Origin of the sequence: Citrobacter sp. RHB25-C09 (assembly GCF_013836145.1) — a bacterium.
Classification (GTDB): Bacteria; Pseudomonadota; Gammaproteobacteria; order Enterobacterales; family Enterobacteriaceae; genus Citrobacter_A.
Window position 1 is genome coordinate 743,091 of the sequence record NZ_CP057483.1, and the last position, 17,327, is coordinate 760,417.

General features: G+C 54.8%; 15 protein-coding genes. 12 read left to right on the forward strand and 3 right to left on the reverse strand.

The features are described from left to right. Positions 1 to 4: 4 nt before the first annotated feature. Entirely contained in the window at positions 5 to 1,168 is a 1,164-nt protein-coding gene (gene pgk, locus HVY19_RS03580; protein ID WP_181683013.1) for a phosphoglycerate kinase, read from the forward strand. Between the two features lie 88 nt (positions 1,169 to 1,256). Further along, positions 1,257 to 2,336 carry a class II fructose-bisphosphate aldolase gene (fbaA, locus tag HVY19_RS03585; RefSeq protein ID WP_181683014.1) on the forward strand — a complete coding sequence of 360 codons (1,080 nt, stop codon included), beginning with the start codon at positions 1,257 to 1,259 and terminating at the stop codon, positions 2,334 to 2,336. Between the two features lie 161 nt (positions 2,337 to 2,497). Here fbaA and HVY19_RS03590 read toward each other — a convergent pair whose 3' ends face one another. Then, positions 2,498 to 3,403, reverse strand: a complete 906-nt coding sequence (locus HVY19_RS03590) for a carbamate kinase (protein WP_181683015.1) — start codon at positions 3,401 to 3,403, stop codon at positions 2,498 to 2,500. Between the two features lie 303 nt (positions 3,404 to 3,706). Between HVY19_RS03590 and HVY19_RS03595 the strand changes: the two genes are divergently transcribed. From HVY19_RS03595 to HVY19_RS03630, 8 genes are all read left to right on the forward strand, one after another. Continuing rightward, positions 3,707 to 4,930 (forward strand): MFS transporter, encoded by a 1,224-nt coding sequence (locus tag HVY19_RS03595; RefSeq protein ID WP_181683016.1) that lies wholly within the window; start codon positions 3,707 to 3,709, stop codon positions 4,928 to 4,930. 12 nt (positions 4,931 to 4,942) lie between these two features. Next, positions 4,943 to 6,604: an acyl-CoA synthetase FdrA gene (locus HVY19_RS03600; RefSeq protein WP_181683017.1), complete on the forward strand. Its 1,662-nt coding sequence runs from the start codon at positions 4,943 to 4,945 to the stop codon at positions 6,602 to 6,604. Between the two features lie 16 nt (positions 6,605 to 6,620). Next, positions 6,621 to 7,883: a DUF1116 domain-containing protein gene (locus HVY19_RS03605; protein ID WP_181683018.1), complete on the forward strand. Its 1,263-nt coding sequence runs from the start codon at positions 6,621 to 6,623 to the stop codon at positions 7,881 to 7,883. Between the two features lie 100 nt (positions 7,884 to 7,983). Beyond that, on the forward strand, positions 7,984 to 8,811 hold the full coding sequence (locus tag HVY19_RS03610) for a DUF2877 domain-containing protein (protein ID WP_181683019.1): 828 nt from the start codon (positions 7,984 to 7,986) through the stop codon (positions 8,809 to 8,811). Next, on the forward strand, positions 8,768 to 9,706 hold the full coding sequence (allS, locus tag HVY19_RS03615) for an HTH-type transcriptional activator AllS (protein WP_181683020.1): 939 nt from the start codon (positions 8,768 to 8,770) through the stop codon (positions 9,704 to 9,706). Before HVY19_RS03610 ends, allS begins: the two co-directional genes overlap by 44 nt. Before the next feature lie 121 nt (positions 9,707 to 9,827). After that, on the forward strand, positions 9,828 to 10,688 hold the full coding sequence (locus tag HVY19_RS03620; RefSeq protein WP_181683021.1) for a small-conductance mechanosensitive channel MscS: 861 nt from the start codon (positions 9,828 to 9,830) through the stop codon (positions 10,686 to 10,688). A gap of 199 nt (positions 10,689 to 10,887) precedes the next feature. Further along, positions 10,888 to 11,523: an arginine exporter ArgO gene (gene argO, locus HVY19_RS03625; RefSeq protein ID WP_181683022.1), complete on the forward strand. Its 636-nt coding sequence runs from the start codon at positions 10,888 to 10,890 to the stop codon at positions 11,521 to 11,523. Positions 11,524 to 11,616: 93 nt separating this feature from the next. Further along, positions 11,617 to 12,360: an oxidative stress defense protein gene (locus HVY19_RS03630; RefSeq protein WP_181683023.1), complete on the forward strand. Its 744-nt coding sequence runs from the start codon at positions 11,617 to 11,619 to the stop codon at positions 12,358 to 12,360. Between the two features lie 84 nt (positions 12,361 to 12,444). Here the strand turns inward: HVY19_RS03630 and ettA are convergent, their stop codons facing one another. Beyond that, a complete protein-coding gene (ettA, locus tag HVY19_RS03635; protein WP_181683024.1) occupies positions 12,445 to 14,112 on the reverse strand; it encodes an energy-dependent translational throttle protein EttA in 1,668 nt (555 codons plus the stop codon). Positions 14,113 to 14,321: 209 nt separating this feature from the next. Between ettA and sltY the strand changes: the two genes are divergently transcribed. Both sltY and trpR read left to right on the forward strand, forming a co-directional pair. After that, positions 14,322 to 16,259, forward strand: a complete 1,938-nt coding sequence (gene sltY, locus HVY19_RS03640) for a murein transglycosylase (protein ID WP_181683025.1) — start codon at positions 14,322 to 14,324, stop codon at positions 16,257 to 16,259. A gap of 56 nt (positions 16,260 to 16,315) precedes the next feature. Then, positions 16,316 to 16,642, forward strand: coding sequence for a trp operon repressor (trpR, locus tag HVY19_RS03645; protein ID WP_181683026.1), 327 nt, complete (start codon positions 16,316 to 16,318; stop codon positions 16,640 to 16,642). Positions 16,643 to 16,778: 136 nt separating this feature from the next. Here the strand turns inward: trpR and yjjX are convergent, their stop codons facing one another. Next, on the reverse strand, positions 16,779 to 17,294 hold the full coding sequence (gene yjjX, locus HVY19_RS03650; RefSeq protein ID WP_181683027.1) for an inosine/xanthosine triphosphatase: 516 nt from the start codon (positions 17,292 to 17,294) through the stop codon (positions 16,779 to 16,781). Positions 17,295 to 17,327: the final 33 nt, after the last annotated feature.

Below are 17,327 nucleotides of genomic sequence, written 5' to 3' on the forward strand. Positions count from 1 at the left end.
CACCATGTCTGTAATCAAGATGACCGATCTGGATCTTGCTGGTAAACGCGTTTTCATCCGTGCGGATCTGAACGTACCAGTTAAAGAAGGGAAAGTAACCAGCGATGCGCGTATCCGTGCTTCTCTGCCGACCATCGAACTGGCCCTGAAACAAGGTGCAAAAGTGATGGTAACTTCCCACCTGGGTCGTCCTACCGAAGGCGAGTACAACGAAGAATTCTCTCTGCTGCCGGTTGTTAACTACCTGAAAGACAAACTGTCTAACCCAGTTCGCCTGGTAAAAGATTACCTCGACGGCGTAGAAGTGGCTGCCGGTGAGCTGGTGGTTCTGGAAAACGTTCGCTTTAACAAAGGCGAGAAGAAAGACGACGAAGCGCTGTCCAAAAAATATGCCGCACTGTGTGACGTATTCGTGATGGACGCATTCGGTACTGCACACCGTGCACAGGCTTCTACTCACGGTATCGGCAAATTTGCTGATGTTGCTTGCGCAGGCCCGCTGCTGGCGGCTGAACTGGACGCGCTGGGTAAAGCACTGAAAGAACCGGCTCGCCCAATGGTTGCCATCGTTGGTGGTTCTAAAGTTTCTACCAAACTGACCGTTCTGGATTCCCTGTCAAAAATTGCTGACCAACTGATCGTGGGTGGTGGTATTGCTAACACCTTCGTTGCCGCTCAGGGCCACAACGTGGGTAAATCCCTGTACGAAGCGGATCTGGTTGACGAAGCCAAACGTCTGCTGACCACCTGTGATATTCCGGTTCCGACTGATGTTCGCGTAGCTACCGAGTTCTCTGAAACCGCAGCGGCAACTCTGAAATCCGTCAGCGACGTGAAAGAAGATGAGCAGATCCTGGATATCGGCGACGCTTCTGCACAGCAACTGGCTGAAATTCTGAAGAATGCGAAAACCATTCTGTGGAATGGCCCGGTTGGCGTGTTTGAATTCCCTAACTTCCGTAAAGGAACTGAAATCGTCGCTAACGCTATTGCAGACAGCGAAGCGTTCTCTATCGCGGGCGGCGGTGACACCCTGGCAGCAATCGACCTGTTCGGCATTGCTGACAAAATCTCCTACATCTCCACTGGCGGTGGCGCATTCCTCGAATTCGTGGAAGGCAAAGTACTGCCAGCAGTAGCGATGCTCGAAGAGCGCGCTAAGAAGTAAGACATTGACGGGCAGGGAAACCTGCCCTTATTTCAGCGCGCTTTAGAGCGCGCGCCCTTTCCAAGGCCGAAGATACAGGACTCGCAACATGTCTAAAATTTTTGATTTCGTAAAACCAGGCGTGATCACTGGTGATGACGTACAGAAAGTTTTCCAGGTAGCTAAAGAAAACAACTTTGCTCTGCCAGCGGTTAACTGCGTGGGTACCGACTCCATTAACGCCGTTCTGGAAACTGCTGCAAAAGTTAAAGCGCCGGTCATCGTTCAGTTCTCCAACGGTGGCGCTTCTTTCATCGCGGGTAAAGGCGTGAAATCTGACGTTCCTCAGGGTGCGGCAATCCTGGGTGCTATCTCCGGTGCGCATCACGTTCACCAGATGGCTGAACACTACGGTGTTCCGGTTATCCTGCACACTGACCACTGCGCGAAGAAACTGCTGCCGTGGATCGACGGTCTGCTGGACGCGGGTGAAAAACACTTTGCAGCAACCGGCAAACCGCTGTTCTCTTCTCACATGATCGACCTGTCTGAAGAGTCTCTGGAAGAGAACATCGAAATCTGCTCCAAATACCTGGCGCGCATGTCCAAAATGGGCATGACCCTGGAAATCGAACTGGGTTGCACCGGTGGTGAAGAAGACGGCGTGGACAACAGCCACATGGACGCTTCCGCACTGTACACCCAGCCGGAAGACGTTGATTACGCTTACACCGAGCTGAGCAAAATCAGCCCGCGTTTCACCATCGCCGCTTCCTTCGGTAACGTACACGGCGTTTACAAGCCGGGTAACGTGGTTCTGACCCCGACCATCCTGCGCGACTCTCAGGAATATGTTTCTAAGAAACATAACCTGCCGCACAACAGCCTGAACTTCGTCTTCCACGGCGGTTCTGGTTCTACCGCTCAGGAAATCAAAGACTCCGTAAGCTACGGCGTAGTGAAAATGAACATTGATACCGATACCCAATGGGCGACCTGGGAAGGTGTTCTGAACTACTACAAAGCGAACGAAGCTTACCTGCAGGGTCAGTTGGGTAACCCGAAAGGCGAAGATCAGCCGAACAAGAAATACTACGATCCGCGCGTATGGCTTCGCGCTGGTCAGGCAACCATGATCACTCGTTTGGAACAGGCTTTCAAAGAACTGAACGCGGTTGACGTTCTGTAATTTAGCCTCGTGAATGTAGAAATGGCTTCCTTCGGGAAGCCATTTTTTTTGGCATTGAGCAGGGTGCCGGATGGCGGCTACGCCTTATCCGGCCTACAAATCCGCGAGGCACTCCGTAGGCCGGATAAGACGCGACAGCGTTGCCATCCGGCAATGACAGTCTAACGCGTCACGCAGGTGCCTTTTTCTCCTGCGAGAATCTGCGGTGCGTCTTTCAACGCACCGATAAACGCCGTATTCCCGGTCTGTTTAACAAACTGAATGACGGCGCCCGCTTTCGGCCCCATCGCACCGTCCGGTGCGGCGAACGGTGCCAGTTCTTCTGTTGTGACGTGACGCAGTGCGCGCGCCTGAGGTGTTCCCCAGTTTTCATAGACGGCGTCGGCATCGGTCAGGATCAGCAAGTGATCGGCATTAATGGCGTTAGCGAGTACCGCCGCAGTCAGATCTTTATCGATCACCGCTTCGGTCCCCTGGTATCCACCGTTCTGTGCAACAACCGGAACGCCACCGCCGCCGCAGCAAATCACCGTATGTCCCGCTTCCATCAGCGTGAGGATCGCGTCGCTGTCGATAATGTTTTGCGGCATCGGGGAGGCGACGACGCGGCGGATGTACTGACCATCGGCCTTCATCGTCCAGCCGTAACGCGCCTCCAGTTCAGCCTGCTGCTCCGGTTGATACACCGGACCGATGTATTTACCCGGCGCGGCAAAGGCTTCATCCTGCGGGTCGACTTCAACACGCGTCATCAGCGTCGTCACGGGGACGCCGCCACTGCTTTGCGTCAGCGCCTGCGCTATCGCGACGCCAATCATCCCCTGGCTTTCGGCGACCAGAATATCCAACGGCCAGGCCGGGGCTTCCGTGTACGCCGCATTCTGTAAGGCCAGCAGACCCACCTGCGGACCGTTACCGTGAACAATCACCAGCTGGTAATCGCGGGCCAGCGTTGTCACCATTTGCGCAAAAAGCTGAATGCTGCGCTGTTGGTTTTCTGCGCTCAGAATTTCTCCACGCTGTAATAACGCATTGCCACCCAGGGCAATAACCAGTTTCTTTTTCATTATGACCTCAATAAGCAAATATCTCGCGGTCAAAATAACGTGTAATGGCTTTTATAATGTGACTCACTCGACAATGCTTTTATCCGCAAAAATATCTCACTAATACCAACGGATTTTATTTAAATTAATTTAAAAGTGATTATTAGATTTTTTTTAATAATATTGGTCTTAATTCCCAGGAATTTATAACAATGGATTTTGTGTGACTTTGTTCAAAAGAAAAGATGTTTTAGCCCGATAAGGTAGGCGAAGTTTAAACCTCTTTCCTCATCGACTGGGGAAATTAATACCCGGAGACAGTTTATGTCTGAATCATGCGAAGTGACTGAGATCACAAAGAAAAAAGGAATACCGGCCTGGTGGGTCACTATTTTCCTGTTCTGGCTGGGATGGATTTTTATGTACGCCGACCGGACAATATTGAACCCGGTGATGGGTGAACTGGAAAAAGAATTCGGCTTAAGTGGAACGCAATTAGGTATTCTTAATTCGGTATTCTATTTTTCTTATGCCTTATTACAGGTACCGGCAGGAATTCTTGGCGACAAAATCGGTAAGAAAAAAGTACTGGTGCCAGGCTTTATTCTGTTTGGTCTTTTCACCGCCGTGACCGGTTGGGCAAAAAGTTGGTACACCCTGCTGTTTGCCCGCGTTGTTACCGGCGCGGGAGAAGGGACCTACTATGGCCCGCAGTACGGCTTATCCTCTGAGCAGATCCCCAGAAAATATCGTTCGCTGGGTAGCGCCATTATCAACAGCGGCATGGCCTTCGGTATCGCGTTGGGTCTGATGACCTCAAGCTGGCTGGTTTACGATCAGGGTTATTCCTGGCGCATGCCGTTCTACGCCATGGCGATCCCATCAATCCTCGTGGGTGTGGCTATCTGGCTGTTAGTCAAAGAGAAGAAGCGTAGCGCAGATGTTGATGGCCAGGCGGTGAAAAAAGGGAAATTTAGCGATCTCCTGAAAAACCGTAACCTGATCCTGACTTATATTATGGTGTTCTGTAGCCTGTTTGGTTTCTTCGTTATCCTCACCTGGCTTCCTTATTATCTGCAAAGCGAACGCGGCATTGCCGGGAGCGAAACAGGGTTTATCTCTTCGCTGGTGGCATGGATTTCTATTCCCGGCGCACTGCTATTCTCCAGCCTGTCTGACAAATTAGGTAAGCGTAAACCGCTCATTTTGTTCCTGGTTCCGGTTGCGATCATCAGCATGCTGTCAATTATCTGGATGCCAACGATGACCGGCGTGGTTATCGCGCTGTGCGTTTACGGCCTTGTCGGCAAACTGGCGCTGGATCCGGTTCTGGTGGCACTGGTTGCGGATAGCGTTGATGAAAATAATTACAGCACCGCGTTTGGCTTATTTAATTTCATCGGTATGAGTTCATCTATTCTGGCACCCATTATTGCTGGCGCAGCGCGCGATATAACGGGCAGCCTGGCATCCAGTTTTTATGTCTCTGCCATTCTGCTGGGTATTGGCCTGGTCGCCATGCTGTTTTTGAAAGAAAAACGTACATAAGAGGTAGCGGTAATGATTTACGCCTTTATTAAAAAGGGAAGTTTTCAGGACTCCGTCAGCCTGATGATTATTTCCCGCAAATTAAGTGAACGCCCGGAAGTCGATCAGGTTTCAGTCATGATGGGAACGCCAGCGAATAAAGCCATGTTGGATTCAACCGGCTTCTGGCATGACGACTTTGCCGAAGCTACCCCGAACGACATTTGCGTGGCAGTAAGAACCCATGAGGAACAGCCTGAGATCCTCGAATTAATTCGCGAGCAGCTGGAAACCGAGCTGAGTGCTATTGCCAATGCATCGGGCAGTTCGCAGCAGTTACTGAAGGCACGCCGCTGGGAGAGCGCCTGCCAGAAATTACCGCAGGCCAATTTGCTGCTGGTTTCCGTTGCCGGAGAATATGCCGCCTCGGTGGCCAGAGAAGGGCTGCTGGCGGGCAAAAACGTGATGATGTTTTCCGACAACGTGCCTCTGGAACAGGAGGTTGAACTGAAAACGCTGGCGCGTGAGCGTGGGCTGATTGTGATGGGACCGGACTGCGGAACGGCGATGGTTGCGGGCAGTCCCCTGGCGTTCGCTAACGTGCTCCCGGACGGTGGGATTGGCGTGATTGGCGCATCCGGCACCGGTATTCAGGAAGTCACCTCGCAGATTGCGCTGCATCAGCAAGGTATTAGTCATGCTATCGGTTTAGGTGGGCGTGACCTGAGCGCAGACGTTGGCGGGATTAGTGCCTTAACCGCGCTTGAGATGCTGGCCGCAGACGCTGCCACGCGCGTCATTGCCTTTGTCTCCAAGCCGCCAGCACCGCAGGTCAGAACCCGTATTATTGAAGCGATGCAGAAAGTGGGAAAACCGGTTGTTGCGCTCTTTTTGGGCAGTAAGCCGGAACAGCGCCGCGAAGGGAATGTCTGGCTGGCGAATTCACTGTCTGATGCCGCGCAGCTGGCAGTTCTGCTGATGCGCGTGGCGCAACAGCGAGAGATACAGCCTGAAGTCGCCGGAAAAGGCATTTATGGCCTGTATGCGGGCGGCACGCTGGCCGCTGAAGCGGCGATGCTTCTGTCTGCCGGTCTGGGTGTACCGGTGAGTGAAAGCCATGCCGACGGCGTGATGCTGGAGGCAGAAGGGCACCGGATTGTCGACCTGGGCGATGACAGTTATACGCTGGGCAGACCGCACCCGATGATCGACCCGACCACCCGCAGTATTGAAATAGAAAAACTGGCGGCAATGCCGGAAGTGGGCGTGCTGTTGCTGGATGTGGTACTGGGCTACGGCGCGTGTGCAGACCCGGCGGGTGCAGTGGTTGAAGCCATCGAACAGGTCCGTGCCAAGCGTGCCGCGCCACTGGTGACCATCGCCACCATGACCGGCACCGACGCTGACCCACAGGGGCGCAGCGGCCAAATCGACATTCTCCAGGCGGCAGGCATCGCGGTGGTGGAAACCCTCGAAGAAGCCGTGCTGCTCGCCATCAGCCTGACCCATCATCAGGACGTCAGCGTAGCGGTTGAACACTGTGCCCTGCTGGACGGTATCCAGGTGATTAACGCCGGGTTGCGCAGCTTTGCGCTGGATCTGCAAAGCAGCGGCACGCCGGTTGTGCATTATCAGTGGGCGCCCATTGCCGGTGGTAATGCCCGTCTTGCCAGTTTACTCAAGCAGTTACATTAATTTCAGAGGTACCGATATGTATTCATCAATTGCACAGGCCAACGACGCCATTATTGAACGTATTAAAGCCGCGCGTCCGCATTGGGTTGCCGTTCGTCCGGCAAAAGAAGCGGTAGCGGAATTGTCTTCGGGACGTAAATTACTGCATGCCGGTCCGCCAATTGCCTGGGAAGAGATGACCGGCCCGATGCGCGGCGCCTGCATTGGCGCATCGCTGTTTGAAGGCTGGGCGGCGAGTGAAGAAGAGGCTGTGCGTCTGCTGGCGCAGGGTGAAGTGGAATTTATTCCTTGTCATCACGTAGGGGCCGTTGGGCCGATGGGCGGTATCACCTCTGCGAACATGCCGGTGCTGGTGGTGCGAGATGTGGTACATGGCAACCAGTCCTGTTGCAACCTGAACGAAGGGATTGGCAAAGTGATGCGCTTTGGCGCTTACGGCGACGACGTGCAGGCGCGCCTGCGCTGGATGCGTGATACCCTGGCACCCGTGCTACAGGACGCGCTGTCTCGTATGGAGAACGGTATTGACCTGACAGCGATGATGGCGCAAGCAATCACCATGGGCGACGAGTTCCACCAGCGTAACATCGCGGCCTCTTCGCTGCTGCTGCGCACCTTGTCCCCGGTGATTGCCGGCCTGGATCGCCCGAAAGCGGAAATCATTGAGGTGCTGCAGTTCCTCAGCGTCACCGATCAGTTCTTCCTCAACCTGGCGATGGCCTACAGCAAAGCGGTCATGGATGCGGCGGCAGAGATTAAAGCCGGGTCGGTAGTCACGGCGATGACGCGCAACGGTCGTGAGTTCGGCATTCGCGTTAGTGGTACCGGGGACCGTTGGTTCACCGCACCGGTGAATACACCACAGGGTTTGTTCTTCACCGGCTACAGCCAGGCCGATGCAAACCCGGACATTGGTGACAGCGCAATTACCGAAACGCTGGGCATTGGCGGCGCGGCGATGATTGCCGCACCGGGCGTGACCCGTTTTGTCGGCGCAGGCGGAATGGGCGCGGCGCTGGAAACCTCCGAAGAGATGGCGGAAATTTACCTCGCCAACAATCCGCTGTTCCAGATCCCATCATGGGACTTCAAAGGAGCCTGTCTGGGGCTGGATATCCGTCGCGTAGTGGAAACGGGGATCACGCCGTTGATCAATACCGGTATCGCTCACCGCGAAGCGGGGATTGGTCAGGTAGGTGCAGGTACGGTTCGCGCGCCGCTGTTGTGCTTTGAAAAAGCGCTCGAGGCGCTGGCGGAAGAGCACCACATCACCGCGTAGCTAAATTGCCCGGTGGCGTTTACGCTTACCGGGCCTACGGACGGCATTGGTTGTAGGCCGGATAAGGCGAAGCCGCCATCCGGCATATCGGAGTGAAGTGATGATCAGGATTAACGCGCTGGCCTCCGCCGGGCTTGATCGCCTCCCGGACGGAGAATGGCTATTGCACAGCCGATTCTCGCAGGCGATCAACTTCATCCATGCGAATGGCGAACTGCTGACGTTGTATCGCTATGGAAAAGGCATGGGGCCGACGGGTGCACTGCTGAGCCATGCGCAGTTTTCCAGCCTGACGATGGCGACGCAGCTCATTAAAAACGGAAACATCCTGAGCGGTTCGGATCATGCCATTCATCCTCGTCGTTCGCTCAAACTGCACCTGACTTCTGGGGCAGTCCTCCCCGTCGATCTCTCTTCTTTTTTGCACCTAAGCGGCCTGTGCGGAAGGCTTAATCAACCCCTCGAAGCCATGCCGTTGTTTCCGGAAATCATGGACGGGCTCGAGCATTGGCAGCACGGGAACATCCCGGACTGGCAGTGGCTTATCGGACGCGGGCCAGGGTTGACACCCAGCGGGGACGATATGTTGACGGGAATGCTGGCAGTATTTTGCGCCGAACGTATACCGATTCACCTTTTTTTACCCTCGGCGGATCAACTGGCATTACTTACAACTGCGGTAAGCTGTAGCTATCTGAACAGCGCCAGGCTGGGTGAGTTTTCGACGCCGGTTCTGAGCGTGATTCGTGGTTTACAAACTCGACGCGACGCCAACCGTGCGCTTCATCGCCTGCTCGCGGTAGGACACACTTCCGGTGCCGATACCATCGTGGGAATGGCGTTAGCGCAACGCTGGCTCCTCAGGGCTGACTCAAGGGGAATGAATGCTCGATCAGGAAACAATACGCACGTTTTTACGGGTGGCTGAGACGGAGAGTTTTTCCCGTGCCGCCAGTTCGTTACATAAAACACCCGCAGCGATCAGCTACCGGATTAAAACGCTGGAAGAACAGATCGGGACGCAGCTTTTTTTGCGTACCACCCGTTCCGTCAGCCTGACGCTGGCGGGTCAGCACCTGCTCGAGCATTGCCGACAGTGGCTTAACTGGCTGGATGCGATGCCGGATGAGCTTCAGCAGATCAACGCTGGCGTTGAACGTCAGGTGAATATCGTCATCAACAATCTGCTGTATCAACCGCAAACGACCGCCGATTTACTGACATGGCTGCATCAACAATTTCCCTTTACCCGCTTCCAGATTTCCCGTCAGGTCTATATGGGCGTCTGGGATTCGCTGCTGTATGACGACTTTCAACTGGCGATAGGCGTCACCGGGTCGGAATCATTGTCGAATAACATTTCTCTGCTGCCGCTGGGGGATATCAGTTGGCAGTTTGTGGTTGCACAAAACCACCCTTTAGCCCGCCATCCGGCGGCGGTGTTATCTGATGATATGCTGCGACGTTATCCGGCGATCAATATTGAGGACACCTCGCGAACCCTTACCCGCCGCGTCGCATGGCTGCTGAGCGGGCAGAAGGAGATCAAGGTTCCCGATCTCAGTACTAAGCTAGCGTGTCATTTAAGCGGCCTGGGCGTCGGTTTTTTGCCGGAGCGTCTGTGTCGGCCTTACGTCGAGTCCGGCGCGCTGGTAGCCCGTTCGGTGGCGAACTCCCGGCAGCCGTCGCCGCTATCACTTGCCTGGAAGAATGCCGGAAGCGGGAAAGTGGTCAGTGAAATTGCCGACATTTTCCGGCAAAAGCTGCCCCTGGTCGGTGGATTTTTGCGGATGGTGGATCGGCCTGCTGAGCGGCAAAAGTAAGCATGTTCTCTATTGGTTAATAACGAAAATGGCGTATTCCCTTATTTTTGTTTACCTTTAACAGGGTATTTCGTGAGATTGATCTCATTTGCTCTGATTAGTTATGACCAAGGAATATGAAATGGAAGATTTGAATGTTGTTGATAGCATCAACGGCGCGGGGACCTGGCTGGTCCGTAACCAGGCGTTATTGCTGAGCTATGCCGTCAACATCGTTGCGGCTATCGCCATTATTATCGTCGGGATGATCGTGGCGCGTCTGGTATCTAATACCGTTAACCGCCTGATGGTTACGCGTCATATCGACGCCACCGTTGCTGACTTCCTCTCCGCACTGGTGCGCTATGGGATTATTGCCTTCACCCTGATTGCCGCCCTGGGGCGGGTGGGCGTACAGACTGCCTCGGTGATCGCCGTGCTCGGTGCCGCCGGTTTAGCGGTCGGTCTGGCTTTGCAGGGCTCGCTGTCTAACCTGGCCGCAGGCGTACTGCTGGTGATGTTCCGGCCGTTCCGTGCCGGTGAGTATGTTGATCTGGGCGGCGTCGCCGGAACCGTGCTGAACGTGCAGATCTTCTCCACCACGATGCGTACCGTCGACGGTAAAATTGTGGTGATCCCGAACGGTAAAATCATCGCCGGTAATATCATTAACTTTTCGCGTGAGCCGGTGCGCCGTAATGAATTCATTATTGGCGTGGCCTATGATTCAGACATCGATCAGGTGAAGAAGATCCTCACCGACATTATTGAATCAGATGAGCGAATTCTGAAAGACCGCGAAATGACGGTGCGTCTGAACGAGTTGGGTGCGTCGTCGATTAATTTTGTGATCCGTGTCTGGAGTAACAGCGGCGATCTGCAAAATGTGTACTGGGACGTGCTGGAGCGTATTAAGCGTGAGTTTGATGCCGCCGGCATCAGCTTCCCGTATCCGCAAATGGACGTGAATTTCAAACGCGTGAAAGAGAACGCGGCGGAGTAACGTTTTGACTGCCGGATGGCGACTGACGCCTTATCCGGCCTACAATAAGCACAAACGTCCAGGCCGGATAAGCGCAGCGCAATCCGGCTATTCCCCCTGATTATTAACCTTTCTTATACCCGATTAAAACTTTCAATTTCCGCTAATAATCTCCCTGCGCTATAGTTCCGCCAGTCACGCATTAATCGGAATTTTTCACATGATATCGTATTACTTTCAAGGTCTTGCCCTTGGCGCGGCGATGATCCTTCCACTTGGTCCGCAGAACGCATTCGTGATGAACCAGGGGATTCGCCGTCAGTATCACATCATGATTGCACTGCTGTGCGCCGTCAGCGATCTGCTGCTGATTTGTGCCGGGATCTTTGGTGGCAGCGCGCTGCTGATGCAGTCGCCGTGGCTGTTAGCGCTGGTCACCTGGGGCGGCGTAGCTTTTCTGCTTTGGTACGGGTTTGGCGCGTTAAAAACCGCCATGAGCAGTAATCTTGAGCTGGCCAGTGCAGAAGTGATGAAGCAGGGGCGCTGGAAGATAATCGCTACTATGCTGGCGGTCACCTGGCTGAATCCACACGTTTACCTTGATACCTTCGTGGTGCTCGGGAGCCTTGGCGGGCAACTGGACGTGGAGCCGAAACGCTGGTTTGCCCTCGGCACCGTTAGCGCCTCTTTCCTGTGGTTCTTTGGACTGGCGTTACTGGCCGCGTGGCTTGCACCGCGACTGCGGACCGCAAAAGCGCAGCGGATCATCAATACGCTGGTAGGGATGGTGATGTGGTTTATCGCCTTTCAGCTGGCAAAAGAGGGGGTTGCGCACGTTCACGCCCTGTTCAACTAAGCGTTGTCTGATGGACATTAGGTGGTTTCGCGCTAAGCTTGCCTGCATGCGCCCTAAAATCCAGGGCAACAAACGTAACAAGGAGGAACGACAGTGAAGTTCAAAGTGATGGCCCTGGCGGCATTAGTCGGATTCAGTGCAATGGCGGTGCAGGCAGGCGAGTTGCCTGACGGACCGCATATCGTGACTTCCGGAACGGCAAGCGTGGACGCGGCTCCTGATATTGCCACACTGGCAATTGAAGTGAATGTGGCGGCGAAAGACGCAGCCACGGCGAAGAAGCAGGCCGATGAGCGCGTTGCGCAGTACCTGTCCTTCCTGGAGCAAAATCAGATAGCGAAAAAAGACATCAGCTCCGCTAACCTGCGCACCCAACCGGACTACGACTACCAGAACGGTAAAAGCATTCTGAAAGGGTATCGTGCGGTTCGTACTGTGGAAGTGACGCTGCGTCAGTTGGATAAGCTCAACCCGCTACTGGACGGCGCGCTGAAGGCGGGACTGAATGAGATCCGTTCCGTGTCGTTAGGCGTGGCACAACCGGATGCCTATAAGGACAAAGCGCGTAAGGCGGCGATTGATAACGCGATTCACCAGGCGCAGGAGCTGGCGGCGGGCTTTAACAGCAAGCTGGGGCCGGTTTATAGCGTGCGCTACCATGTCTCGAACTATCAGCCAAGCCCAATGGTGCGGATGATGAAAGCGGATGCGGCACCGGTTTCTGCACAGGAAACTTACGAGCAGGCGGCGATTCAGTTTGACGATCAGGTCGATGTGGTATTCCAGCTTGAACCTGCGGCAGGACAGCAGCAGGCAACGGCAGCGAAAGCACAGTAAACCTGCCCTGTAGGCCGGATAAGGCGGTTACCCCGCCATCCGGCAATTTGCCCGGTAGCGCTGACGCTTACCGGGCCTACAGATTTACTTCGCAATACGCTTGTACTTGATACGCTTCGGCTCCAGCGCGTCTGCGCCCAGCGTGCGTTTCTTGTACTCTTCGTATTCGGTGAAGTTACCTTCAAAGAACTCCACTTTCCCTTCATCCTGATAATCCAGAATGTGGGTCGCAATACGGTCGAGGAACCAACGGTCGTGCGAGATAACCATTGCACAGCCCGGGAACTCCAGCAGGGCGTTTTCCAGCGCGCGCAGGGTTTCGATGTCCAGGTCGTTGGTAGGTTCATCGAGCAGCAGAACGTTACCGCCAACCTGCAGCAGTTTCGCCAGATGCAGACGACCACGCTCCCCGCCGGACAGCTCGCCTACGCGTTTGCCCTGGTCAGTGCCCTTGAAGTTAAAGCGGCCAACGTACGCGCGGCTTGGCATTTCGGTGTTGCCGATACGCATGATATCCAGACCGCCAGACACTTCTTCCCACACCGTTTTGCTGTTGTCCATTGCGTCACGGAACTGGTCAACGGACGCCAGCTTCACGGTCTCACCCAGGGTGATAGAGCCGCTGTCAGGCTGTTCCTGACCGGACATCATGCGGAACAGGGTAGATTTACCCGCGCCGTTCGGACCGATGATCCCGACGATAGCGCCTTTCGGTACGGAGAAGCTCAGATCGTCAATCAGCAGGCGATCGCCGTAAGACTTACGCAGGTTGCTGACTTCAATCACTTTATCCCCCAGACGTGGTCCAGGCGGAATAAACAGTTCGTTGGTTTCGTTACGTTTCTGGTATTCGGTGCTGTTCAGTTCTTCAAAGCGTGCCAGACGGGCTTTACCCTTCGACTGGCGGCCTTTCGCGCCCTGACGTACCCACTCCAGCTCTTTCTCAATAGACTTGCGTCGTGCCGCTTCCTGAGAAGCTTCCTGCGCCAGACGCTGATCTTTCTGCTCCAGCCAGGAAGAGTAGTTGCCTTCCCACGGAATACCTTCACCACGGTCAAGCTCAAGGATCCAGCCTGCTACGTTGTCGAGGAAGTAACGGTCGTGGGTAATCGCCACCACGGTACCTTCGAAGTCATGCAGGAAGCGTTCCAGCCATGCCACGGATTCCGCATCCAGGTGGTTGGTCGGTTCGTCGAGCAGCAGCATGTCTGGTTTTTCCAGCAGCAGGCGGCACAGCGCCACGCGGCGGCGTTCACCACCGGAAAGGTTAGCGATTTTCGCGTCCCAGTCTGGCAGACGCAGGGCGTCAGCCGCGCGCTCCAGTTGCACATTCAGGTTGTGACCGTCGTGCGCCTGGATAATTTCTTCAAACTTGCCCTGTTGAGCGGCCAGTTTATCGAAGTCGGCATCCGGCTCGGCGTACTTGGCGTACACTTCATCCAGGCCTTTCAGCGCGTTAACGACTTCAGCAACGGCCTCTTCAACGGACTCACGCACGGTGTGTTCCGGGTTCAGCTGTGGCTCCTGCGGCAGGTAACCGATCTTAATGCCTGGCTGCGGACGGGCTTCGCCTTCGATGTCGGTATCGATGCCCGCCATGATGCGCAGCAGCGTAGACTTACCGGCACCGTTAAGACCCAGGACACCGATTTTGGCGCCAGGGAAGAAGCTCAGAGAGATGTTTTTTAATATATGACGCTTCGGCGGCACGACTTTGCCGACACGATGCATGGTATATACGAATTGGGCCACGTTGGACTCGCCTCTAATTTTCGTGATGATTAATCGTAGTCAAAGGCGAAGTGTAGCCTTTTTCATGACGCAATCCCAGCCAGCAGATCTCACTCGCAGTAAAAGTAAAAAAGTGTCCGCAACGTGGCGTAAACGCCAATGACTGGTTAGCATGAAATCATTAGATAGCATGATGCTGCGATGACGTATCCGAATTAGAGGAAGAGCTTGTGAACAAAGCCCCAAGATTGACCTGGCGTCTGTTGGCCGCCAGCGTATGCCTGCTGACAATCAGCCAGGCCGCGCGAGCCGATTCACTGGATGAACAGCGTAACCGTTACGCACAAATTAAGCAGGCCTGGGATAATCGACAGATGGACGTCGTTGAACAGATGATGCCTGGCCTGAAGAACTATCCGCTTTATCCTTACCTTGAATACCGTCAAATCACTGACGACCTGATGAATCAACCGACGATTACGGTGACCAACTTTGTACGCGCTAACCCAACGCTGCCTCCGGCGCGCACCCTTGAGTCGCGTTTTGTTAACGAACTGGCGCGGCGTGAGGACTGGCGCGGGTTATTAGCCTTCAGCCCTGAAAAACCGCGCACGACCGAAGCGCAGTGTAACTATTACTACGCAAAGTGGAATACCGGGCAGGCGGAAGAGGCCTGGCAGGGGGCAAAGGAGCTCTGGTTGACCGGGAAAAGTCAGCCTAATGCCTGTGACAAACTTTTCAGCGTCTGGCGGGCTTCCGGAACCCAGGATCCGCTGGCGTATTTAGAGCGGATCCGTCTGGCGATGAAAGCGGGCAATACCGGACTGGTGACGGTGCTGGCCGGGCAGATGCCAGCGGAGTATCAAACTATCGCCTCATCGATTATCGCGCTGGCCAATGACCCGAACAGCGTGATGGCCTTTGCGCGCTCGACCGGGGCCACCGACTTTACCCGCCAGATGGCTGCGGTAGCGTTTGCCAGCGTCGCCCGTCAGGATGCGGAAAATGCGCGACTGATGATTCCATCGCTGACTCAGGCGCAGCAGCTTAACGAAGATCAAACTCAGGAACTCCGGGATATCGTCGCCTGGCGGTTGATGGGTAACGATGTGACCAGTGAGCAGGCGAAGTGGCGTGATGATGCCATTATGCGCTCGAATTCCACTTCGCTTGTGGAACGCCGGGTACGCATGGCGCTGGGAACCGGCGACCGCCGAGGCCTGAATACCTGGCTGGCACGCCTGCCGATGGAAGCGAAAGAGAAAGACGAGTGGCGCTACTGGCAGGCCGATTTGCTGCTGGAGCGTGGACGCGAGGCGGAAGCTAAAGAGATCCTGCATGCGTTGATGCAGCAGCGTGGCTTCTATCCGATGGTCGCCGCCCAGCGTCTGGGCGAAGAGTATGAGCTTAAAATTGATAAAGCGCCCGCCAGTGTGGACAACGCGCTGACCCAGGGGGCGGAAATGGCGCGCGTTCGCGAACTGATGTACTGGAACCTGGATAACACCGCGCGCAGCGAATGGGCTAACCTGGTTACTAGCCGGACAAAAACCGAACAGGCACAGTTGGCGCGCTATGCGTTTAACAACCACTGGTGGGATCTGAGCGTACAGGCTACGATCGCCGGGAAGCTGTGGGATCATCTCGAAGAGCGTTTCCCGCTGGCTTACAAGGATCTATTCGCCCGTTACACCCGTGGTAAAGATATCCCACAAAGCTATGCGATGGCGATAGCGCGCCAGGAGAGCGCCTGGAACCCGAAGGTTAAATCGCCGGTAGGGGCCAGCGGCCTGATGCAGATTATGCCAGGGACCGCGACGCATACGGTGAAGATGTTCTCCATTCCGGGATACAGCAGCCAAAACCAGTTGCTTGATCCAGAAACCAATATCAACATCGGCACCAGCTACTTACAGTACGTCTACCAGCAGTTCGGTAATAACCGCATCTTCTCTTCTGCGGCCTACAATGCCGGTCCGGGACGTGTGCGCACCTGGCTGGGAAACAGTGCCGGACGAATTGATGCCGTTGCTTTTGTTGAGAGCATTCCATTCTCGGAAACACGCGGGTATGTGAAGAATGTGCTGGCCTATGATGCTTACTATCGTTATTTCATGGGCGAGAAAGATACCCTGATGAGCGATTCTGAGTGGCAGAGACGTTATTAATCCGTTGGGTTATGTTATGATTTGTACTCGTGTAAGAGTACAAATGGCGGCATAACATGACCCAGCAATCCCCTTATTCATCGGCGATGGCCGAACAACGTCATCAGGAGTGGCTTCGTTTTGTGGAGTTGCTCCGCCAGTCTTATGCAGAGGATTTGCATCTACCGCTACTGCAGCTGATGCTGACGCCGGATGAGCGCGAAGCGCTGGGAACGCGAGTGCGCATTATCGAAGAGTTATTGCGCGGCGAAATGAGCCAGCGCGAGCTGAAAAGCGAGCTGGGCGCGGGTATCGCCACTATCACCCGAGGCTCAAACAGTCTTAAATCTGCCCCGGTGGAGCTGCGTCAGTGGCTGGAGCAGGTGCTGCTGAAAAATGGCTGATTCTCCCGTAGGCCGGATAAGGCGAGGCCACCATTCGGCCATCTCACTGCGTCATGCCTGATGGCGCTGCGCTTATCAGGCCTACAATGCATATATCCGTAGGCCGGATAAGGCGAAGCCGCCATCCGGCAAATAATTACCGATACACGTCATTATGAAACGGGCTGAGCGCCAGAATAACCGCCTGATGATAAACGCTTGAGCGCGTCAGCTTCCCGGCGGTAAACACGCCAATGGCCCCCTCTTTACGACCAATCTCATCAATGCCCGTGTAATGCGACATCACCGGGCCGAGCGCCTCGCCCTGACGCACCTTTTCGAGGATCACCGTCGGTAACGGCAGCGTCGCGGAACGTGCTTCGCCGCGCTGCGTACCGTTTTCAATCACCACCCAGCTAAACGTGGCGTCTTCATCAATACCGGCTTCAATCGCGACCCAGTAGTCAGCGTCAGGTCGGGTGCGGCGCGCATTTTCAACGCGGTTTCGTGCGCCAGCACGCGTTTCATGACTTCCGAAGGGTTGTTCCGGCACACCGCTCTCGACGTTCACAGACTCAATATGGCAGGATCCTTCGCCGAAGATCTCAGCAAATGCCTTTAGAATTGCCTGAATTTTGGCAGGATTGGTGGTTGCTGCGACAACATGGTGCATAATTAAACTCGATTACTAAAAATTCATCGCAGT